Raw genomic sequence first — 21,572 nt, 5'->3', positions numbered from 1 at the left:
GAATTGTGCCCCGCATCTCATTTCCGACCACCTCGAATAGTGTCACCCTCGCAATTCAGGTAATGAGCGCTCAGGCGGTAGAAATTTCGGCTCCACGCGAATATTTCGGCGCCGCGCGAACAATTTTCTCGGACCCGTCCCGGACGTGTGCGACCGTCCGGATCAGCGCTCCGAACCGTCGACGGAAACCGGGCCTCGCACCAGCATGAACCGCTCGGGCCGGTCCGACCGCTCCCCGACGGGTGGTTCGACACCGGCGTGCCGCCGGGCCTGGCAGACATTGCAGTTTGCGCAGTTCAGCGTGGTGCTCGGCTCACCTGTTGGCGAGCCGAGCACCACCGCTTCCCGTCCTACGGTGCGGTGTTCCGGGCGCTGCGGGCGGTCAGCCGATGCCGCCGCCGATGCCGAAGCTCAACTGAAGCCAATGGAGGAACGCCTCGAGAGCGACGTTGAAATCAATTCCTGCAGAACCCATGCAGATTTCACTCCTTCTGCTGTGGTCGGGTATCCACGCGAACGTTGTTTCGCGCTTATTTCTTTTATCGGACGGACCAGTCGGCCGCGTTTCACATAAATCCGGATTTCCCAGTCTGTGAAATTAAACAACCGACCAGATTAATTCGCCCACGAGGGATTCACACTCACCGGCGCCCGCGTGACCTGCGGATGCGGCCGAGGTCGGCGGTGGAGGATGCGTGTACCGCACCCTCGACCACCGGCCGGACCGTCGGGGTCGTCCGGCCGATGCCGCCGACGCGGTGCGATCCGTGGCCGGGCGACCACCCGACGAGCGCCTCGCCCGCCTTGATCCGCGTCCGGCGGACACGCATCCAGAGGTTCCCTTCTGGTGGGTCACCACGCCCGCATGTATCACCGTGGAAGGCCATTGCGGCGTCGTGCCGCGGACACGGCGGTTCAGGTCGCTGGTGCGAGGAACCTCAGCTGGACCCGGAGTGGGGAATGCTCTCGGGCTGTCCACCAAGGACTCGATGAGGGCATGACCATCCTCGACGGAGATGATTGCACCGGTGACACCATGAACCCCGCGCCGACCCCGATCGCCGAGCCTGTCGGAGGTGTCCGCAATACTTGCGTGCACCATCAGTCACACAGGTAACAGGAGAACAGTCGCATGCGCGCACGCCCCCGGACCGCCCTGCTCGCGTTGGGTGCGGTCACCGTGCTCGGTCTGACCGGGTGCTCGGCGATCGCCGACGCGGACCCGGGCGCCGGGTCGCTCGGGGGAGCACCGGTGTTCGATGCGGCGCCGGCGTTGGCGAAGCTCGACACCCTCGCGGTCAAGGGCCGTGCTCCGCCGGGTACACCCGGGAGCAGTTCGGCCCGTCCTGGTCCGACGACAACGGTGTCGAGGGCGGCCACAACGGCTGCGACACCCGCAACGACATCCTCCGCCGGGACCTGGTCGATCTGACCTACAAGACCAGCACCCGGGACTGTGTGGTGGCGACCGGCACCCTGCACGACACCTACACCGGCACCACCATCGCGTTCGTCCGCGGGCAGGACACCTCCACCGCTGTCCAGATCGACCACGTCGTCGCCCTGTCCGATGCGTGGCAGAAGGGGGCCCAGCAGCTCAGCCCGGAGCAGCGCCGCGACCTGGCCAACGACCCCCGCAACCTGCAGGCCGTCGACGGACCCACCAACTCGCAGAAGTCCGATTCGGACGCTGCATCGTGGTTGCCGCCGAACAAGGCCTACCGGTGCACCTACGTTGCCCGGCAGGTCGACGTCAAAGCCCTCTACCGGTTGTGGGTGACCCAGGCGGAGAAGGACGCGATGAGCCAGGTCCTGCACTCCTGCTGAGCACCGCTGTGCCAGCCGAGATCAGCGTGGACGCGCACCGCCATGCGCGATCGGGGGACGCCATCCGTTCGACCCACCGTCCACGGACGTTGCGTACCGATGATTAGGCGTCCCGGCCCCGGGTAAGCACCCGTATACGCACCCCGCGCCGGGCACGGCTCCAACACACACCCTTCCCGCCCGCCAACCGAGGTACGCGGACGACAGCTCGGCATTTGCGGGGTGACGACGATGAAAACCAGCGGCCAGGTGGTAGTGGCCCTCGGGGCGGGCTACCTGCTGGGGCGAGGGACCGCGACGCTCACCAGTTCCCCGGAGGTCGCCAAGCTCTGCGAGACCGTTCGGGGAGAGCTGATGAACTCCGCGAAAGCCGCGGCGATCACTGCGGTCACCTCACACATCGATTCGCTGACCAGCCGGCTCCACTCCGGCGGTGAGAGCCTGGCGGGGCATGTGGGCACTGGAGCCGGCGCACTGGGCAGGTCCGGCGATATCCGCCGGTTGCACCTCGTCGAGCCGGACGAGGGCGAGACCAAGGACCGTGAGGGGGAGGGGTCCGCGGCGAACGAACGGGGCCGCACAGACGGAAAGCGAGCGGGTAAGGGAAAAGGGGAGCCGGGCAAGGAGACGGACGAGACCGACGAGAGCCCCGCGACCGAGCAGCCCGTGCAGGAACAACGGCCGAGACACCGACCCCGACGAAACCGGAGCACAAGCACCGCCAAGGAAATCCGCCAGTGGGCTGTCCAGCACGGGTACGAGATCTCCTCCCGCGGACGCATACCCGCGGACATCGAGCAGGCTTTCGCCGACGCCCACTGACAACCGGAGCGGTGCCGGTCGCCCACGCACAGCAGCGTCACCCGGGAGACTCGACCCGAACCCGAGTTCGGCGCTGCCTCCTGTCCTACTCCTGATGCCGCCGGGTCCTGCCCACCCCTGTCCGCGGGCACAGACGGTGTCCACCGCATCCGTTCGTGCGCCCGACCATGATGAACGGCCGGTGCGCCCCGCCGCCGGGGTGACGCCCTGGGAACTTGGTGTCGAGGTCGGGAAGTGGCACTGGGCGGGAGATTCAGCCGAACACGATCTGGCACGCCGCCGATCGGCTCATCTCCAAACCCGAACTGCGCGGCGCGCTCCCGGACACCAGCACTGTCTCCGGACACCTGCACATGTCCACGGTCCCAAGGCCCCCGGGTCAGCCCGCCGCCGCGGCCGAGTCAGAGTGAGGCGGCGAGCACCCTGCCCCGGGCCTCGACGTATCTCCACAGCAATGCGGTCGTCGTGGCGTCCGGGTGCGCCAGCTCGGGTAGGTCCTTGGCCCCCACGATCTGATCATCAACGGCCGCGACCTTGCGCAAGCACTCATCGATCATCTCGGGGGTCAACGGGACGGCGTCGAGGCGTTCGGTGAGGTAGCCGATCGAGTCCTCCAACCGAAGGTCCGAGGTGGGTGCGCCGGCGCACCGATTGGCGGCACGTTGCGCCCAGTCGTCGAGTTCTGCGACAGTGGCAGGGTTTTCGACGGCGACGCGTACCGCCCGGTTGACAGCTTCCGGGTCGGTGATGTCACCGTCGAGGAAGCCTCCCCGTTGCAGAATCTGCTCCAAGTGATGATTGGCGAGACCGTCGAATCTGCTCCACCTCCAGATCACACTGCCCATGACCCTGATGCGCGGGTCATCCCCCTGCCCCATGTCCGCCCTCCCCGTTGATGAAACATGCAGATCGGTATGTTTCCATATCTGTGGGTCAACGGGGCAATCCGAGCAACGGCTGCCAGGTGTCAGATCTCCGCGGCGCGAAGGGCGATGAGCCGCCGACTGGCAGTGCGGCGTTCGCGGCCGATGGCGAGGAGGTGCTCGAAGAGCTGATCGTCGGGCAGTTCGGCCGCCGCTTGGGCCATCGATTGCGCGGCCTCGTGGTAGCCGCGCCGGTAGGCGCGGGTGACGACGGCTTTGGCGTAGTAGCCGAGAGAGACCGGATCAGCTCCCGCGGTGGCGATGTCGGTGAGGGCACGGGCGATGCGGATGCCGTGGTGGCCGGCGAGTTCGCCGTCGCGCTCGAGGGCGGTGGCAACCATGGCGGCGCCGTGAGGTGCTCCCTCTCGCACGAGTGCGGCGATGACACCATAGAGCTCGGCGTGGAGGGGGCGGTGGAAGTCGGTGGTTTCGACGATGGCGACCGCCCGTGCGGCGGTGTCGGCCGGTGCCCAGAGCAGGGCGCACAGACACAGGGCTTCGATGTCCTCGCGGAGGTCGGCGTCCACGTCGCCGGGGCGGAGCACGTCGACGGGTTCCTCGACGCTCGCCTGGTCGCTGGTGCTCATCGTCGTCGCCTCCTCCGGGGTGTCGTGGTGGACAGGCTGCAGATCGGTGGGGGTGACACGGTCGGGCGTCGTGGAATCATGTACTCGGCGGCCCGGTTTCGCGCGGCGTGACGGAAGCGGCAGGGCACCACTGGGTGACCTCGAGGGAGCCGAGATTGTTTCCGGTGGGGACCGTGAAGGTGCATGCTGCCAGCCAGGAGCCGCGGGAGGTGCGCGCCCAGGCATGCAGCACGCCGGGCACTTGGATGTCGAGGTTGAGTCCTTCGGCGCGGACCCGGAGCGGAAGATCGTGGGCGAGGCGGCCTCCGTCGTGGGCGATCGCCGTGGCCAGATCGACCGTCACCGGCTGGGGTGGGGTGATCGTGCGCCACGGCTTGGGGTCATAGGTGGGTCGCCAGTGCCGGAACTTCTCATCGAACATACATTCGATTATGTGTTATGGTGACGCTTCGGCGCCAGCGGCGGGGTAGGGAAGACCCCACTGGTGGCGCCGCCCACCCGAGGCGTACGGCTGATCGATCGTGAGTGGCAAGAACGCTGCGGGCCGCCGTGTTGCGCGAAGTCCCGACCGCCGATCATCGCTGGCGGGTCCTGGTGCAGAGCAAGGGGCGGGTTCGATGCCCGGCGATCCGCCCTCGGATGAGACCGGTGGGCCGGAGCGCAGCAGAGTCGGGGTTCGGCACGAACCCAGCGCCGAGCGGGTTCTGCTCCTCAGGCGTCGCCACCGTGCGGCCCCGAATCGGCTGTGGGCCGATGTCCTCTGCCGTCTCGTCGCGTCGGCGTGTGGCCTGCGGGATCGCAGCGAAGCGCGGCGGAGTCGCCCACGGGTGTCCGACTCGGATTCGTCTCCGTCGTCGCTCGACCTTGGCGTCCGTCGTGCGCATGATTGTGCCCCGGCATCGGGGGGATGACGCCGGGGCACGGGGGGGTGTCCAGCAGAACAAAATTGGGGGGATGCGCTGCTGGAACAGCACTCATCCTAACGGTGTCTCGGACATGCTCACGCGTGGGGTGACCGTCTCCGCTATCGACGCGGGCCCGTCAGCATGATTCCGGGCGACGGGCCCCTGGCGTCGTCAGGAGGACCACTGGTGCCACCACTCGGCGGCGCTGGATTCGATTTCGTGGGCGCGTGTGGGCCAGGCGGAATCGGCGGTCAGCGATCGGATGGTTGCCGCCATTTGTATTGCGCTGCCATCGATGTCAAGTCTGGTCAGGAGGCGGGCGATGCGGGTCTGGTTCTCCGGCCAGCGGCCGCCGGTCGTTTCGACGAGCACCGCGACGAGGGTGGCGCACTCGTGGTCGGTGATCGGGGGAGGGGTGCGGGTCATTCCGCGCAGTCCCCGGCTGCCCCGGGTGAGCCATCGGTCGCCGGCTTCTCGCTGGATCCGCCGCCAATACACGGGGCCACGGTTGCTGAGGAGAGAATGCACCGTCGGACGGTAGCAACCCACGGTCGATCAGGCGGATGCGGTGGTGCCGGCCGCCGCAGGGGTGCCCAGCATCATCGCTTTCGGGGTCACCGACGTCGGGTTTCCGCGGCCGTGTCGGAGGGGCGGTCTACGGTGACCTGTGCGACGAGCAGCAGGTCGCCACTCACTGCCCAGACCGGTGATCCCATCACGGTCCTGATCTGCGGGGTTCCGCGGATTGGTAGGCGGGTGGCGGCCTGTTTCTCGGTGAAATCTCAGGACCAGCGGTGATGCCGCCCTCTTTTCGTCCCGGTCGACAAGGGCGCAAGCAGTGACCATGGCCGAGTCGTGATCGCCGATGTCTGGTTCGGGCGAGGTCGCCGACTGTCCCAGATTCTCGATCATGCCGTGGGAGACCCGCGCGGGATGTCAGAGGAAAGCCGCCGACGCCTTCCCCGGTGTCAGCGGCTCCTCACCCGCCCGGGAACGCTACGCAGTGCAGGTCTTACCCGGTCACGGGGTGATGGTGACGCCATATCGCCTCTCGGCAAGTGGTCGCTCGCGGCGACTGTTCTGGTGTGGTACCCGGGGTATGCGCGCCACCGTCAGCCTTCTCAACAGCGGACCCTCCATCGGTATTCCGACGCGAGTACGTCCACGGCTGAGGCGCCCGGGCCGGCACCGGGCCGGACCCGTGGTCAGTGGGCATCGCCGGTGGTGATCGGCTTCACCAGGTCCTCGCCGTTGTTGCGGACGTTGTTCACGGCCTTGGACACGGGGTAGGTGTCCAGGCTCCCCGGTGCCGGGGGTGCCATCAGGGATCGGGCGTAATCGACGTCGGTGTTGGTCGGGTCGAGCCAGTCCGCCCAATTCGCTTCGGCCACGCTCATCGGCATCCGGTCGTGGATGTGCCCCACGTCGTCGGTGGAATTGGTGGTGATCACCGAGAAAGTGACCAGCCAGGCGTCCGGATCGTCCTCGGGGACGTCGGGGTTGCGCCAGAAGTCGAAGATCCCGGCCAACGGCAGAATGTCACCGCCGGCGGGGTGGATGTAGTACGGCTGTTTGAGCGGTTTCCCAGTTTTGCCGACCTCCTCGGTCGGGAACCACTCGTAGAACCCGGACACCGGAATGATCGCCCGCCGGGACTTGAAGGACTGCCGATAGGCCGGCTTTTCGTGCACCGTCTCGGCGCGGGCGTTGATCATCCGGGAGCCGATCTTCGGATCCTTCGCCCAGAACGGTGTCAAACCCCACTTGAGGTTGCGGAGCTGCCGCTGCGGCTGCTTATCGTCGGTGTCCTTCGGTGTGCGGGCGATCACCACCGGCGAGGTTTTCGTGGGTGCGACGTTGTAGTCCGGCGGAACCTCGGGGTCGGCCCGGTCGGGGTCGATCTCGAAGGTCTCGAGCAACGACCCCCGGCTCGTCGTCGAGGCGTAGCGACCACACATACCGATAGCGTGCCACGACGCACCGACGTGGCGGGTGAGGTCGCATCAGTGGGCGTCGCGGAAGGCCTGCTCGATCTCGGCGGGGATACGGCCCCGGGAGGAGAGTTCGTATCCCTGCTTGAGCGCCCAGGCGCGGATCTTCTTCGTTTCCTCCCGCGGCCGCTTGCCGACAGTGGCGTTGCCCGGCCGGTCCGAGCGGTGTTTGCGGCCGCCGACCCGGGTGGAGTGCGTGATGTAGTAGTCGAAGGTCTCGCGGAGTTCCTTCGCGTGTTCGTCCTTCAGGTCGATCACGTACTCGATGCCGTCGACGGCATAGTGGATGCTCTCGCCGTCTTCGCCGAAGGCGGTGCGGTCGATGTCGTCGACCATCTCCACTACGACCTTGCGTGCCACGGATCCACTCCTCGCGTTCTTGGGTACGGACCAGACGACAGTACTGGGGGGCACCCCACGAAATGCGGGGCTCAGCGCGGACCGTGGACGTTCAGGCGACGACGAGAACGGCGCCCCGCCCACCGCGGTCGTCGTTGCAGGACGGAAACGACTTCCGTGCAACCACTCTCATGGCACACCCGGAGTCGGGCAGTCGAAGGTGGCCGGTCCCGAGATGAGAATGAGCGCCTCTGGGTGGCTGTGGCCCTGCCATGGATTGGCGAGGCCACAGCCACCCGGCGCAGCGGTGCCTGGCGTGTCCGGGCCGGGGGTTACTCGGCGTTCTGGTCGGCGTGCTCGAGGATCAGGTACTGCGCGGAGATCTGCTGATCGACGTCCTTCTTGTTGTCGGTGCCGCTGGCTTCGCCGACGTAGCGGCCGTTGGCGACCATGCAGTAGTCCTGGGTGCCGTTGACGGTGTCCTTGGTGGCGCATTTGGCGTCGGGCAGACCCTGTGGGGTGGGGGCGGCGGTGAACCCTTCGGCGAGCAGGTCGTTGTAGAACTCGGTGAGGATCGTCTCGGCGCCGGCGTCGTCTTTCGCCCGGTAGACGGTGGTCTTGTAGACGGCGTTGTGGTCGGATCCGGCGTCGGTGAGGACCTTGTAGGTCAGCGGCGGGTTGGTGGAGCGGTGCGCCATGCCGCGGGGCCCGTAGGCGGCCATGTCGTCGCCGAGTTGGGCTTGGGCGTCGTCTTCGGGGATCGCGTAGATCAGGACCTTGTCCTGGTCGATCATCGGTAGCTCCGCGGACTGGCCACCGTTCTGCGCGCGGGTCGGGGTGGCCGGGAACCGGTCGATCAGCGGTTCTTGCAGTTGCAGGGCCGTCGCGACGGCCTTCGCGGTCCAGTCCTTGTCGGCGGCGGGGGCTTTCGCCCAGGTGTAGAGCAGGTAGTCGCCGTGCGGGGTGAACGCATTCACCGACACCTCGGGTCCGGCATTGAAGTTCGTCTGTCCGGTCGAGACCAGGGTGTGGGGCAGGATGTCGATGCTTTCGGCGGTCTCGAGGCCGGTGCCGTCGTCGACGGTGAGCAGATTCTGGTGGATGTCGCGGGCGGTGGCGGCGGCGTCGTCGGGGTTGTTGAACCGCATCACCGCCTGGACGACGGACCGGGACGGGTCGGTGGTTTTCGTGGTGGGGGTGGTCGCGGTCGAGACGTAGCCGTAGAGCATCTGGTGGCTGTGGGCGATGTCCCCGGCGGCGTCGCTGAGGACGACACCGAGGTTCTTGCCGCTGCGCATCACCATCGTGGGCATCTTCACCGCCGTCAGTTCCGGGTCGATTTCGAAGGGGACGACGGTGAACTCGGCGAGCCGCTGCCCGTCGACGTCGAGGATGGTCTCCTGGGTGGCCCGCCCGAACTCCGGGGCCGGGCTGGTCGGGTAGCTGCCGGTGTCGAGGGCGGCGGGATCGACACTCGCGGTCGTGGCCTGGTCTCCGCCGGATTTGCCGACCGGTTCGGCGGTGGTGTCGGTGCCGGTGCAGCCGGCCAACAGCACCGCGGCGGCGAGCACGGCCGCCGCCGGCATCCACGTGGTGGTCCTCATGCTCATGTCGGTCCCTTCCCTGTTCCGCCCCCGCGAGTGTCGGCGTCGCCGGGCGGGAGCGTGTGGTCGTGGTAGTTGGAGGCCGCGACCGCCTGGAAGGTTCCCACACCGCTGCGGTGGCCTCCGTCACACCCACCGGTGATGCGGGGTGGTCGGCTGGCGGTGCAGGCCCTGGGCCGGTCGCGCTAGGGTTCGACGGCGCCCACCACCCGGGCGCACACAGGACCGCGGCGGAAAGGGGAGAGGGGCGTGGACACCGCAGCCCAGACCGGGCAACCGGCCACTGTTGCCTCCCCGGCCGCCGAGGTGCCGCCGCGTGAGCGCGCCGAGGTGCTGCTCTCCTCGATCACCGGCAAGATCCTGCGCCCCTTCGGGTACGACGCGATCAGCGATCTCGCCGAGCAGCGGGCCCGAACCGTGGAGCAGACCCGGTCGGTGGTCGTGGTCGGCGAGGTCAAACGGGGGAAGAGTTCGTTGGTCAATGCGCTGGTGGGGTGGCGCGGCGCCTCCCCGGTGGGGGTGGACGTGACGACGTCGACGACGATCAGCTTCGGGGAGGCGACCGCCGAGCACCCCGGGGGGACGGCGCAGATCCTGTTCCCCGGCCGCACCGAGCAGATCCGGCATGCCGAGTTGGCGGACTGGGTCTCGTGCGAGGGCGCCCATGTCACCGACAGCCGGGTCGCGGAACTGCCCACCCGCGCGATCGTCCCCGTGACCGGCAGCCGCCTCGGGAATGTCACCGTGATCGACACCCCCGGCGTCGGCGGGCTGGATCCGTCCTACGCGGTCCTGGCGGAAGCGTCGGCGTCGCAGGCCTGCGTGCTGGTGATCGTGTGCGATGCCACCACCCCGCTGACGGCACCGGAGATGGCGTTCATCGACAAGACCGGGTCCGCGGTGGAATCGCTGATCGTGGTGGTCACCAAGACCGACAAGAACATCCGCCGCTGGCGGCCGATCGTCGACGAAAACCGGGAACTATTGCTGCGGCACCTGGGCCGGCAGGTCCCGGTGCTGGGGGTGTCGAGTCTGCGGGCGGTGATCGCCGCCGAGATGGCACCCGGCCCGGGGCGCGACCACGCGGAGGCGCGGTCCGGGATTGCCGAGCTGCGCGAGCTGATCGGTGCGAAACTCGCCATCGCCGAACACCTTCCGACGATCACCGGGCTGCGGACCGCGGTCGAGGGGCTGCGCACGTTGGCGACGGACATGCACACCCAGATCGGGGCGATCACCCGCAGCGGTGAGGTCATCCCGGATCTGACCGCGCAGCTGACCGAACTGCAGGGCCTCAAGGACCACTCGACGCAGTGGGAGCAATACCTGCAGCGGGATCTGACGTTGATCCGCCAGCACGCCACCGACGACCTCGACCGCCGCCTCGACGGGATCCGGCAGAAGTGGACCACCCGGATCAACAAGAACGGGATGGCGGTGTTGCGGCGGAACCCGCAGCATTTCACCGCCGAGATGGAACGCGACTTCCAGGCGGCGATGGCCGGATCGGTCAACCTGTTCCTCGAGCAGCTCTACACCCAGATCGTGCACCCGCGATTCGCCTCCGAGGTCATCTGGCACGAGATCTCCGAGCAGGTCCTCGCGACGTTGTCGAACCGCACCCTGGAAACCCACCAGGTCGCCGGGAAACGGCAGGGCCTGCTCGACCCGTCGATGATCACCATGGGCGTGATGGGCTCGTCGATGCTCGGCGGCCTGATCGGGGTCTCGGCGATGATGGGCGTCGGGGCGGTCGTCGGCGTCGCCTGGGTCGGATTCAACCTCGGGTTCAAGGCGATGCGCGCCGGGAAGACGAACCTGCTGTCCTGGTTGCGGGAGACGATCGCGACCACCAAGACCACCACCGCCCGGATGCTCGAATCCACCCTCGCCCTTGCCCGCCCGGAGATCGTGATCCGCTACCGCGAACACGTCAAAGCCTCGATCGAGACCCTGCAGGGGCAGATCAAAGACGCCGAGGACACCGCCCGGGCGGACAAGGCCACCCGGGAGAAGAAACTGACCCGCCTGCAGAACAACCTGCGGGTGGTCGAGAACAACATCACCCGCGCCGAAGCCCTGATCGCCGAACTGTCCACCCACCCCACACCCGCCGCCGACCCGGAAGGCGGGGATCCCCGGTGACCGCCACCCCCACCGCACCGGCCGTCGATCCGGTGCGCGCCGGCGTGGACCGGGCATTGCACGCGCTCGCCGCCCTGGCCCCCGACCTGGCCGCCCACGCCAACCGGATTGGTCAGGTCCTCTGGTCCCCGCCGCGGATCGTGATCGTCGGCCGCCTCAAGGCCGGGAAATCAACCCTGGTCAACGCCCTGATCGGGGCGCCGGTCGCCGAAACCGCCGCCCTCGAGGCCACCAGCATCGTCGCCGTCTACCAGGACGGCGCCCCCTCCCGCGCCGAGGTGGTCCTGCTGGACGGCTCCCGCCGCCCGCTGCACCTGTCCCGCGGCCACACCGCCGACCTCGGGGTCGACCCCGCGCAGGTCGCCTACCTGCACCGGTGGCTGCCCTCGGCGGCGATCCGCGACTTCACCCTGGTCGACACCCCCGGCCTGGCCACCCTGACCGCCGAGAACGAGGCCCGCACCCGCCGGGTCCTCATCGACGGGTACGAGCAGACCCGCACCGCATCCGTCGACGCCGACGCCGCGGTGTTCCTGTTCGACTCCGCCCCCCGCGCCGACGAGATCTCCTTCCTCAAACAACTCGGCTTCACCCCACTGAACACCCTCGGCGTCCTCTCCCGCGCCGACGGGTTCGGGGAAGGCGCACTGGGGCAGCGCAATCCGCTCGAGCACGCGATCGCCCACGCCCGGGTCCTGGCGGACCGGCTCGCCGACACCGTCATGACGGTGATGCCGATCGCCGGGCTGCTCGCCGAAACCGCCCACACCGGGGCGCTCACCGAGGCCGACGCCCGCGCACTGGCGTCGCTGACCGGATACGGGCCGCTCGAGGTGCTCGATCTCCTCGACACCGACACCCCCACCGTGGTGCCCGCGGCGGTGCGTGATCGGCTCCTCGATCTGCTCGGCGAATACGGCATCGCCGCGGGCCGCGACGTCGCCGCCCACGGGGCCGCCACCCTCAACGACTGGCTGACCGCGCACTCGGGGATCCCCCAGTTGCGGGGGGTGCTCTCGCAGCATCTGGGCCGGTTCGCCGCCGTGCACCGGGCCAGCCGGATCATCCGCGAACTCGACCAACTCGCGTTCACCCACCCCGCCCGGGACCAGATCCGCGGCGTCGTGGACCAGCTGCGCCGCGACCCCGCACTGAACACCGTGGTGCTGTTCGAACACCTCAAGGCCATGCTCGAGGCCGATCCCCGCTCCCCGGTCACCACCGAACTGCGCCGGCTCCTCGAACACCCCACCCCGGCCGGGCAGCTCGGCCTCCCCGCCGGTGTGGGCCCGGACCAGGTGCGGGCGACCGCGCAGCAGAAGCTGAGCTGGGCGCACACCCAGGCGCTGTCGACGCTGACCGCGGCCGAGGACGCCGCCCTGATCGTGCTGCAACGCACCTACGCCGCCCTCGCCGCCACCTGAGACCCAAACCCAGGCGGGCCGGGTCGGTGGGGGTGTGTGCTCGTCGGCGGGAACCTTTCGCCCGCGGCGCGCATCCAACCATCACCCGCCGAGAACGCTTTGTGGAAGGACCGACCCGTGATGTTCCACCGACCGCCGCAGCCACCGCCGCCACGTCGGCGTGACATGATGCCCGGGCGCGACCGCGCCGCACCGGCCGCCGCGCGCATTCAGTGGGGTTCGAGCACGAGGGGGATCAATGTCTAGGCCGGACTGGCTGCTGGGGATCGACTTCGGCACCTCCAACACCGCCGCCGCACACACCGGCGCGGTCAGCGGCGCGGTGGAAGCGCTGCAGCTCAGCCACAACCGCACCACCATGTCCTCGGCGGTGTTCGTCGAAACCCCCCACCAGATCGCGGTCGGTGACGTCGCCACCAACCGCGCCGAAACCAACCCCGCCGCCTACCTGCCCTCCCCGAAGCGGGTGATCGGGCAGGGCGTGGTCACCGTCAACGGCTACACGATCCCCTCGTCGGTGCCGGTCGCCGCGGTCCTCGACTCGGTGATGGCCCGGGCCCGCGCCGCGCACGCCGGGCAGGCCCCCGCCCAGCTGGTGCTCACCCACCCCGAGGCATGGTCCCCCCGCGAGATCCAGGTACTCCTCGACGCCGCCGCCCAACTCGGGCTCGACCCCTCCCAGGTCACCACGGTCTCCGAACCGCGGGCGGCGGCGCACTACTATTCGCGGTCGAACACCCTGCCCCCGGGCGCGAAGATCGCGGTCTTCGACTTCGGCGGCGGCACCCTCGACATCGCCGTGCTGGCCGCCAACGACCACGGCACCTTCGACGTGGTGGCCGCGCGCGGCGACAACGGCCTCGGCGGGAAGAACTTCGACGCCTACATCCGCCGGTGGGTCGACGAACAACTCGACGCCCGCAACCCCGAACTCGGTGACTACCTGCGGTCGGCGCCGATCGATATCCGGCACGCCCTCGACGACTCGATCCGCCGCGCCAAGGAACTGCTCTCGGAGGCACCGTCGGCGACCATCACCGTCGCCGGCGGCGGGCACACCGAAAAGTTCCAGATCACCCGGGAGGAGTTCGAGGAACTCATCACCCCGGCCTTGGAGAAGGCGGTCACCCTCACCCGCGCCACCCTCGCCGACGCCCACGTCACCGACCCCACCGGGCTGCACGCGCTGTATCTGACCGGAGGGTCCTCCCGGATCCCGATCGTCCAAGACCACCTCAAGGCACTCGGGCCGATCGCCACCCTCGACGACCCGAAGACCGTCGTCGCGCAGGGCGCCATCGCGGCCGCCGCCCCGATCGTCCGCGGCCTCACCACCACCGCCGCAGCCAGCGGCGGCGGGACCCGGTACACCCACCCCACCCCGCCGACATCTGCCCCCGAACGCCCCGGCGGGCCGGCGGCGACCGCACCCCTCCCGGACCGGCCGGCCACGGCCTGGCACCCCACCCCCACCCCCACCCCCACACCGGCGGCGGACACGGGTGCGGGCCGTAAGAAGTGGGCGGTGATCGGCGCCGCGGCCGCCGCCGCGGTCATCGCCGCCGGGGTGATCGGGGCGATCACCCTCACCGGCGACGACCACAGCGCCGCCGATCAGCCCGCTGTCACCGACACCGCCGCGGCCGGGGACACCGCCGACGCGGAACAGGTCGGCGCCTCCGGCACCGGAAACACGCAGGTTCCGACCACGAAAGACGCTGTGCTGGCCGCGCTTCCGGCAGCATTGCGGTCAGATCTGGAGAACTGCAAGACCAGCGGCGAAACCGAGAACGGTGGACTGGAAATGCAATGCACCCTGAAAGAGGGCGCCGCGCTCACCGCCGGCATCTCCGACCAGGACTACCAGTCGATCATTCTCAGCGTCGACGCCGCCGAGGCGAAGAAACGGGTCCTCGGGATCCGGCAGGGCTTCCAGAACGACACCACCTCGACCGACAACGAGATCGTGGAGAACATCCCGCGGACCGCGGCCGCCCACATCGACGGTCCGGGCTACGCCGGCACCTACTCGATCTGGTACGCCAACGGCTCGACCGGGGTGATGGCCAGCTTCAGCGACGTCCAGGGCCTCGACGGCGCGAAGACGTTCCTCTCCCGCGCCGGACTGATCAACTAACCATCCCGCCACCGCACGAACTCGCTGCGCCCGCCCCACTTTTGGGGCGGGCGCAGCCGTCTGTACAGGGCCCCTTCATGCTCGGTCGCGACCGGCGCAAAAATTGTTTTGTGCGCCCGGGAACCTTTCGGGGCACTCACCGCATCCAACTCTCGACAACACCGGGAACACCACTTCCCGGCCGGAAACCCTTCGACGGACAAGGATTCGAGATGAGCAACCCCCGCGCCGCCCAGAACACCCAGACCACCACCGGCGCCGAGACCGCCTCGCCCAGCCCCAACCTGACCGGAGACCCGCGCGAGGCCACCTACACCACCGCCCCCATCGCGGGCGGCCAGCAGCCGACCGCCGCAGCCGACCCGGGCCCCGCCGGCACCGCAACCGCGCCGGACCTCACCACCACCACCACCACCACCACCGACCTCGGGGCCGCCGGCGACACCGACCCGACCGCCGGCGCCGGCGGGGAGTACTACTCGCCGCGGGACGTCGACGGCGACGGAGATGTCGACCTGATCCACACCCGCATCGAGGGCATCGACACCATCACCCACATCGACGAAGACGGCTCCATCACCCTCGTCGAACAGGACACCGACGGCAACGGCACCTACGAAACCGGCATCGCCCCCACCGCCACCGGGATCCGCCTCGCCGAGGACCTCGACGACGACGGAACCGTCGACCTCGCCACCCACCTCGACCCCGCCACCGGCGCACCCATCCGCCAGGACGTCATCGAGGACGGCCGGATCACCGACACCCGGCTCGACACCACCGCCGACGGCAACCCGGACGTGCACCTGATCGACAGCAACGGCGACGGCCGCTTCGACACCGCCCTCCTCGACACCGACCTCGACGGCGTCACCAACGACACCCTGGTCGACACCAACGGTGACGGCACCTTCGACCTGCGCACCGCCGACACCGACAACGACGGCACCCAGGAATCCTTCGACACCGCCACCGACGGGCACCTCGGATCGATCGAGCAGTTCGAAGCCCTCATCCCCGCCGAGGACCACTACCACGAGCAGGCCGGAACCTACCCGGCCGAGACGCCGGCCGACCCGAGCGCCACCGACCTGGCCTGACCCACACCCACCGGGCGCGGAGGGCGTCGGCGCCCACCCGCCTGCCGCCGGGGCGACTGGGTGCAGGACACCCGCCGCCCACGATTCATGTTGCGGCATTCATGTTGCGGCCGAACCACACCGGGAGAGCACCGAATGGACGACATCGCCGCGGATCTGGCTGCAGCAGCCTGGTCCGCCGCCCCACCCGACGACGACACCTACCTCGGCGACCCGGGCCCGATCGACGAGATCATCGACGCGATCTGCGCACCGGTCGACGACGACCCGTTCGCCGTCATCGCCGACGGGCCGGGACCGGTGGATCTGTCCGCCATCGACCTGAGCACACTCGACCCGGATCCCACCGAACCCCCGACGCTCTCCCCGCCGCAGGACGCGCCCGCACCGGCAGCCGAACAGGGCAGCATCACCCCGGGGTCCCCGGTCGACGGCACCGGCGGGGACGGCGTGTACGGGGACCCGGTGGAATGGTCGGTGAACTGGTTCTTCCAACAGGTCGACGGCTACTGCGGGCCGTCGAGCGCCGCGCAGGTGATCGCCCAATACACCGGCGTCGTCATCGACGACCCCCAACAGTTGGTGGACCGGGCCCTTGAACTCGGACTCATGCAGGACGGCGACCCCGCGCAGGGCATGACCCTGCCGAACCTCGAGATCCTCCTCGAAGACCAAGGGGTGCCCTGCACCGTCCAGGACGGCACGATCGACGACCTGAAAACCACGCTCGAGGCCGGCCACGGGGTGATCGCCATGGTCGACTCCGGGGAGATCCGGAACCCGGACCAAGAAGCGGGGGAAGACGACACGGCCGACCACTTCCTTATCGTCGCCGGCATCGACGACACCCGCGGCGTGGTGATCCTCTCCGACCCCGGCGCCCCGAACGGCAACCAACTCGAGGTGCCCATCGACCAGTTCGAGGACGCCTGGGCGGACTCGGGCCACAAAATGCTGGTCGCCGACGCCCCGGATCCCGACCTGGCCGACCACCCGCACCCGGTCGCGGCGTCGGTGGCCGCACCCGATCGCCGATGGGCGATGATCGACCTGTCGCGGTAGCCGCTACCAGCCGACCGCACCTGGGGCGTGCACACTGGAGAGGCCACACCGACCACGGTGACGGTGATCGGAACGATGCCGGCGATCGGCGGGAACCTTTCGCCGCACCGGTGCATCCAACCAGTGTGGGTGTCGGTGGCGGCGCCGACCTACTCGAGGAAACGAGGTGAGAGCAGCAGTGGACGACGACTCCGTCCTTGCCGCACTGGGGGTATCGGGTGCGCTGCCACCCGTGCCCGACGAGGTGTGGGCCCGCGCCCTCGAGGTCGCCCTCGACCCCACCACCGCACCCGTCGACGCCGACCTCGTCCCCGACATGGACGACGTCCCGGTCGTGCCCGAGGACGACGAGATCATCCTGCTCGACGACGACGACGAGGCCGACGCGGACGACCTCGACACCGACGCTGGCACCCTCCCCGGCCTGGACCTCGAACCCGACGAGGACGAGGCCACGGATCTGCACCGACCCGCCGGGCAGGATCTCGATCTCGGCGACGACAGCGTCGACCCGTCCACCCTCGGTGTCGACGACGGAGCCGATCCCGGCATCGACCTCGGTGGGCACCACGACATCGACCCGCTCTGACCAACCAGCACGCCCCCACCACCCCGGGTCCCGGTCTGGGACCGCATTCCTGGCTCGGGCGGCTGTATGTGACGGCGGGTACGATTCCCTCGGCGCCCGGGGGCGGCAACGACAGTGATCACGGCACGGGGGGACCAGACATGGACGACGCGGACCTGATCGCCGCGTGCCGCGCCGGCGATCACCACGCCTTCGCCGAACTCGTCGGCCGCTACCGCACCAACGCCTGGCACGTGTGCCTGCAGATCACCGGCAACACCCACGACGCCGAAGACGCCCTGCAGGACACCCTCACCGCCGCCTGGCAGAACCTCCCCAAGTTCCGCGGCGACGCCCGCTTCAACACCTGGCTGCACCGCATCGCCGCCAACGCCGCCCTCGCCGTTGTCCGACGCCGCAAGAACACCGACAGCCTCGACGACACCGACGGCGACTACGGCATCGTGCTCGAAGACCCCGCCCCCCGATTCGACGAGCAGATCACCACCGTCGACGCGGTCCGCCGCGCCCTGGCCCAACTCCCCGAAGACTTCCGCGTCGCCATCGTGCTTGCCGAATTCGCCTCCCTGCCCTACGCCGACATCGCCGAACACCAAGGCGTCACCGTCGCGACCGTGAAAACCCGGATCCACCGCGCCCGCAAACAACTGGCCACACTCCTCACCCCCGCGATCGACCCGTAAAGCCGCCTGGGGGAGCCTCTCGTATGGGTCCGGATCGAATGCGCCCCCGCGGTCGTGTCCCCGGCGTACGGGAGGATGGGCGGGTGAGCGATTCTCCACTGCTGCCCGACGACTACCGCGACTTCCTCGACCACCTCAAAACCCAGGTCCGCCAAGCCCGGATCCGCGCCACCCGGGTGGTCAACACCGAGTTGCTGCTGCTGTACTGGGACCTCGGCCGCGCCATCCTGGACCGCCAGGCCGCCGAGGGGTGGGGAAGCAAGATCATCGACCGACTCGCCGCCGACCTGCGTACGGAGTTCCCCGAGATGCGCGGATTCTCCCGCAGCAACCTGCACTACATGCGGAAAATCGCCTCGGCATGGCCCCGGAGCGCATTCGTCCAACAAGCTGTTGGACAAATCCCGTGGGGGCACGTGACCGTGCTGATCGACCGCCTCGACGACCAGGACTCCCGCGACTGGTACGCCGCCGCCGCGTTCGAGCGGGGCTGGTCCCGCAACGTCCTCACCCATCAGATCCGGAACCGACTCGACCAGCGGATCGGGGCAGCACCCTCGAACTTCACCGACCACCTGCCCACCGGTGACTCCGACCTGGCGCAGCAACTGGTCCGCGACCCGTACGTCTTCGACTTCCTGGACCTGACCGATAGGGTCGCCGAGCGTGAGCTCGAGGCGGCGCTGATGGCCCGGTTGGAGCGGTTGCTGCTCGAACTCGGGCACGGCTTCGCGTTCGTCGGCCGGCAGTACCACTTCGACGTCGACGGTGACGACTTCTACATCGACCTGCTGTTCTTCAACTGGATCCAGGCCCGCTTCGTCGTGGTCGAGCTGAAGGTCGGCCGGTTCGAACCCGAGTACGTCGGCAAGCTCGGCTTCTACGTGTCCTGGATCGACGACAACCTGCGCGACCACAACAAGCACGCACCGACCATCGGGATCCTGCTGTGCGCCGGACGGAACGACAACGTCGTCCGCTACTCCCTGGCCGGGACCACCGCACCGTTGGCGGTCGCCGACTACACCTACGACACCCTGCCGGCACCGGTGAGGGAACTCGTCCCCACCGACGATGAACTCGCCTCCGCAGTGGGGGAGACCCTCACCCACCTGGCGGAGACCCCGACCGCACGCGCCGACACCGATCAGTGACCCCCTGACATCGGTCAGCCCCGGACCGATTCGAAATCAATTACCCCGCAGGCAATCTGCGGCGCACGATGACTGAGTGACGAGAAGTGTATCGGGCACCATGCTCTGCCCATTGTCGCCGCACAACCAACGGCCAGCCGTCTTGAGCGGCGCCGCGCGATCGATCAGACGCCCAGCGCCGCACCGAAGATCCACTCCCTCGGATACCGGGGCACTACACCTCGCAGCGACAGGCCCACCCGGCTCACGATGACCGCGGCAGCGCGCAGCGCGGTCAATGCCGTGGGGTGCGAATCGACGTCCCCGCCAGTACCGGAACAATGACCGGTGATGAGCGAGACGAACATGGGCCGCATACCGGTGGGGGAGCCGATCCCGCTCCGGTTCGATACGACCACCAAACAACGCCTCGAGGAGTACGCCGCCGGCATCGGGCCCCGCCGCTTCGGGGCACTGGTGCGGGTGGCCGCCCGGCGACTTCTCGCCGACCCCGACCGGGTGCCGCAGGCCCTGACCCAGGCCCGCCGGGCGTCCGCTGACGCCCGCCGCATCCCGTGGGCGGAGCGACCTCTCGACCTCGACCCCGCCACCGGCACACGCCTCAATGAACTCGCTCACGAGTTTCACACCGACCGAAGCGCGATCGTCCGTGTCGCTCTGCACCGCTTCCTCGCCGCGGCGGGACGGTTCCGGCACCCGGTGCTCCGTGAAGACGCTCGCACCGATCTCACGTCCAGCACTCGCGTGTACCTCAACCGCTCCACCCTTGACCGACTCGACCGGCTCATCGGCCGCAACGGCGACGCCCTTACCGCCGCGGCGATCCGGGTGGCGGTGCGCCGTCTCCTCGACGATCCGGGCGATCTCGCCGCCGACCTGGGCACGATCGGGGCCGCCCGCGACCTGAAACCGGAGACCCTCGGCCCGCGTACGAACGTGCACTTCGACGACGACCTGCGCGATCAACTCGACGCCCTCGCCGAACGGCTCGACTCGAACCGCGCCGAACTGATGCGCCTGGCCGCCCGCCAGCTGCTGGCGAACCCGCGGGACCTCGAGAAGGCGGTGACCGAGGAGATCTACCGCGGGGACGCCAACCGGGACCTGCTGATCGCCCGCGACACCCGCCGCCGGCAGACAGTTGACCAGACCACCGCCGCGTCCGCCGTCCGCAAGGCACCGAGCCCGCAGGGGAACCCGTTCGGGAAACGGCATGTCTTCCGGTTCGACGAGGACACCAAACGCCGCCTGGAGGAGCTGGCGGACGAGTACGGTCCCCGCCGGCTCTCCGCGCTGCTCCGCGTCGGGATTCGCCGACTCATCGGGTCCCCCCACGCCGATGGCGATCTCGCGCAGGCCCGCCGGGTCGCCGCCGCGGCCCGGGCGCTGCCGCACGACCCGGTCACCCTGAGACTGGACTCGCCGACGGCGGCCCGCTTCGCCGCCCTCGCCGCCCGATACGAGGCGTCGCCGCGGGACCTGGTCGCGGTCGCGGTGCACCGCTTCCTCACCGCCCCCGGCGACTTTCGGCCGGCGCTGATCGACGAGGCCGGCGCATCGAGGCTCGACGAGAAGTTCAAGGTGTCGCTCCGCCCCTCCGCCCGCCGCGGCATCGAGCGGCTCGCCGACCGGCACGGCACCCGGTTGGCGTCGGCGTTGGTGCGTGTCGCGGTGCGCCGGCTCCTCGACGACCCCGGGGACCTCGCGGGCGACCTGGAGACCGTTGCGCCGGTGCACGACCTGCGTCCCGCACCGCGAACGGCCCGGGTCGACGTCGCCCTCGACGACGAACTCCTCGTCCACCTCGACGCCCTCGCCGACCGGCTCGGCTCGGACCGCCAGGAACTGGTGTATCTCGCGGCCAAACGCATCCTCCGCTTCCATCACAACATCGACAACCGGATGCTCGACGAGATGTTCCGCGCCCCGACCAGCCGAAAACACCTACTGGCCAAACATGCCCGCCGCGAGAAAACTCGTCGGACAGACCGCGGCAGCGACACCTGACCCGCGAGAATTGTACGTGGGTCGCCCACACCACCGGAGGACCCTTGTCTCGGTTTCTGCGTCTCGCCCTCGTCGCGTCCACGGCAGCTGCCGCACTGTCCCGGACCACGGCGCCCGCACACGCCGCACCGACTGCTCCGGACGGGTGCGACATACAGTTCGTCGCGGTCGGTGCCATGTCGACCTGCGCACCCGGATCGGTGGACACCCACCAATTGGAACTGGTGTGCTGGATCTTTCGGACTTCCAGCCAACGTGTACGCCTGGGGCCGG

At 69.1% G+C, this 21,572-nt stretch carries 21 protein-coding genes; 12 read left to right on the top strand and 9 right to left on the bottom strand.

Features of this window, described 5'->3' with window-relative positions:
- Positions 1-641: 641 nt before the first annotated feature.
- Complete coding sequence (locus BLV94_RS05610; RefSeq protein ID WP_074933614.1) at positions 642-830, bottom strand: hypothetical protein; 189 nt, start codon at positions 828-830, stop codon at positions 642-644.
- Between the two features lie 302 nt (positions 831-1,132).
- On the opposite strand from BLV94_RS05610, the gene BLV94_RS51725 reads away from it, so the two are divergent.
- The 3 genes from BLV94_RS51725 to BLV94_RS05600 all read left to right on the top strand — a co-directional run bounded on the left by BLV94_RS51725 (position 1,133) and on the right by BLV94_RS05600 (position 2,649).
- The gene (locus BLV94_RS51725; RefSeq protein ID WP_307718337.1) at positions 1,133-1,432 is read left to right on the top strand and encodes a hypothetical protein; all 300 of its coding nucleotides are present in this window, start codon (positions 1,133-1,135) and stop codon (positions 1,430-1,432) included.
- Positions 1,405-1,827, top strand: coding sequence for an HNH endonuclease family protein (locus tag BLV94_RS05605; protein WP_307718336.1), 423 nt, complete (start codon positions 1,405-1,407; stop codon positions 1,825-1,827). The genes BLV94_RS51725 and BLV94_RS05605 overlap by 28 nt, the downstream gene beginning before the upstream one ends.
- Before the next feature lie 231 nt (positions 1,828-2,058).
- Complete coding sequence (locus BLV94_RS05600; protein ID WP_072951686.1) at positions 2,059-2,649, top strand: Lsr2 family DNA-binding protein; 591 nt, start codon at positions 2,059-2,061, stop codon at positions 2,647-2,649.
- 401 nt (positions 2,650-3,050) lie between these two features.
- On the opposite strand, the gene BLV94_RS05595 is transcribed toward BLV94_RS05600, so the two are convergent.
- The 7 genes from BLV94_RS05595 to BLV94_RS05565 all read right to left on the bottom strand — a co-directional run bounded on the left by BLV94_RS05595 (position 3,051) and on the right by BLV94_RS05565 (position 9,004).
- On the bottom strand, positions 3,051-3,527 hold the full coding sequence (locus BLV94_RS05595) for a hypothetical protein (RefSeq protein ID WP_072951680.1): 477 nt from the start codon (positions 3,525-3,527) through the stop codon (positions 3,051-3,053).
- Between the two features lie 89 nt (positions 3,528-3,616).
- Positions 3,617-4,159 carry a DnaB-like helicase N-terminal domain-containing protein gene (locus BLV94_RS05590; RefSeq protein WP_072951678.1) on the bottom strand — a complete coding sequence of 181 codons (543 nt, stop codon included), beginning with the start codon at positions 4,157-4,159 and terminating at the stop codon, positions 3,617-3,619.
- Positions 4,160-4,235: 76 nt separating this feature from the next.
- The gene (locus BLV94_RS05585; RefSeq protein ID WP_083395493.1) at positions 4,236-4,580 is read right to left on the bottom strand and encodes a hypothetical protein; all 345 of its coding nucleotides are present in this window, start codon (positions 4,578-4,580) and stop codon (positions 4,236-4,238) included.
- Between the two features lie 655 nt (positions 4,581-5,235).
- A complete protein-coding gene (locus BLV94_RS05580; RefSeq protein WP_244163517.1) occupies positions 5,236-5,592 on the bottom strand; it encodes a hypothetical protein in 357 nt (118 codons plus the stop codon).
- 677 nt (positions 5,593-6,269) lie between these two features.
- The gene (locus BLV94_RS05575; protein ID WP_072951608.1) at positions 6,270-7,022 is read right to left on the bottom strand and encodes an SOS response-associated peptidase; all 753 of its coding nucleotides are present in this window, start codon (positions 7,020-7,022) and stop codon (positions 6,270-6,272) included.
- Between the two features lie 45 nt (positions 7,023-7,067).
- The gene (locus BLV94_RS05570) at positions 7,068-7,415 is read right to left on the bottom strand and encodes a histone-like nucleoid-structuring protein Lsr2 (protein WP_072951605.1); all 348 of its coding nucleotides are present in this window, start codon (positions 7,413-7,415) and stop codon (positions 7,068-7,070) included.
- A gap of 311 nt (positions 7,416-7,726) precedes the next feature.
- Positions 7,727-9,004 (bottom strand): DUF7373 family lipoprotein, encoded by a 1,278-nt coding sequence (locus tag BLV94_RS05565; protein ID WP_244163516.1) that lies wholly within the window; start codon positions 9,002-9,004, stop codon positions 7,727-7,729.
- 243 nt (positions 9,005-9,247) lie between these two features.
- Between BLV94_RS05565 and BLV94_RS05560 the strand changes: the two genes are divergently transcribed.
- The 8 genes from BLV94_RS05560 (at position 9,248) to BLV94_RS05525 (ending at position 19,292) form a co-directional block, all read left to right on the top strand.
- Complete coding sequence (locus tag BLV94_RS05560; RefSeq protein ID WP_072951602.1) at positions 9,248-11,143, top strand: dynamin family protein; 1,896 nt, start codon at positions 9,248-9,250, stop codon at positions 11,141-11,143.
- The gene (locus BLV94_RS05555) at positions 11,140-12,567 is read left to right on the top strand and encodes a GTPase (protein ID WP_072951599.1); all 1,428 of its coding nucleotides are present in this window, start codon (positions 11,140-11,142) and stop codon (positions 12,565-12,567) included. The genes BLV94_RS05560 and BLV94_RS05555 overlap by 4 nt, the downstream gene beginning before the upstream one ends.
- A gap of 238 nt (positions 12,568-12,805) precedes the next feature.
- Positions 12,806-14,704 (top strand): Hsp70 family protein, encoded by a 1,899-nt coding sequence (locus tag BLV94_RS05550; protein ID WP_074933612.1) that lies wholly within the window; start codon positions 12,806-12,808, stop codon positions 14,702-14,704.
- Between the two features lie 212 nt (positions 14,705-14,916).
- Positions 14,917-15,804, top strand: a complete 888-nt coding sequence (locus BLV94_RS05545; protein ID WP_072950747.1) for a hypothetical protein — start codon at positions 14,917-14,919, stop codon at positions 15,802-15,804.
- A 135-nt stretch (positions 15,805-15,939) separates the two neighbouring features.
- The gene (locus BLV94_RS05540) at positions 15,940-16,866 is read left to right on the top strand and encodes a C39 family peptidase (protein ID WP_072950745.1); all 927 of its coding nucleotides are present in this window, start codon (positions 15,940-15,942) and stop codon (positions 16,864-16,866) included.
- A 166-nt stretch (positions 16,867-17,032) separates the two neighbouring features.
- The gene (locus BLV94_RS05535; RefSeq protein ID WP_244163515.1) at positions 17,033-17,455 is read left to right on the top strand and encodes a hypothetical protein; all 423 of its coding nucleotides are present in this window, start codon (positions 17,033-17,035) and stop codon (positions 17,453-17,455) included.
- A 140-nt stretch (positions 17,456-17,595) separates the two neighbouring features.
- Complete coding sequence (locus BLV94_RS05530) at positions 17,596-18,138, top strand: RNA polymerase sigma factor (protein ID WP_072950740.1); 543 nt, start codon at positions 17,596-17,598, stop codon at positions 18,136-18,138.
- An 83-nt stretch (positions 18,139-18,221) separates the two neighbouring features.
- The gene (locus tag BLV94_RS05525; RefSeq protein ID WP_072950737.1) at positions 18,222-19,292 is read left to right on the top strand and encodes a PDDEXK nuclease domain-containing protein; all 1,071 of its coding nucleotides are present in this window, start codon (positions 18,222-18,224) and stop codon (positions 19,290-19,292) included.
- 164 nt (positions 19,293-19,456) lie between these two features.
- Here BLV94_RS05525 and BLV94_RS48445 read toward each other — a convergent pair whose 3' ends face one another.
- Positions 19,457-19,639, bottom strand: coding sequence for a hypothetical protein (locus BLV94_RS48445; protein ID WP_143051348.1), 183 nt, complete (start codon positions 19,637-19,639; stop codon positions 19,457-19,459).
- On the opposite strand from BLV94_RS48445, the gene BLV94_RS05520 reads away from it, so the two are divergent.
- The gene (locus BLV94_RS05520) at positions 19,623-21,299 is read left to right on the top strand and encodes a ribbon-helix-helix domain-containing protein (RefSeq protein WP_072950734.1); all 1,677 of its coding nucleotides are present in this window, start codon (positions 19,623-19,625) and stop codon (positions 21,297-21,299) included. The genes BLV94_RS48445 and BLV94_RS05520 overlap by 17 nt on opposite strands.
- The last annotated feature ends 273 nt before the right edge of the window (positions 21,300-21,572 follow it).

Source organism: Rhodococcus koreensis (assembly GCF_900105905.1).
Lineage (GTDB): Bacteria > Actinomycetota > Actinomycetes > Mycobacteriales > Mycobacteriaceae > Rhodococcus_F > Rhodococcus_F koreensis.
The sequence above is the reverse complement of the archived record's forward strand: the minus strand, read 5'-3'. Positions and strand labels throughout refer to the sequence as shown.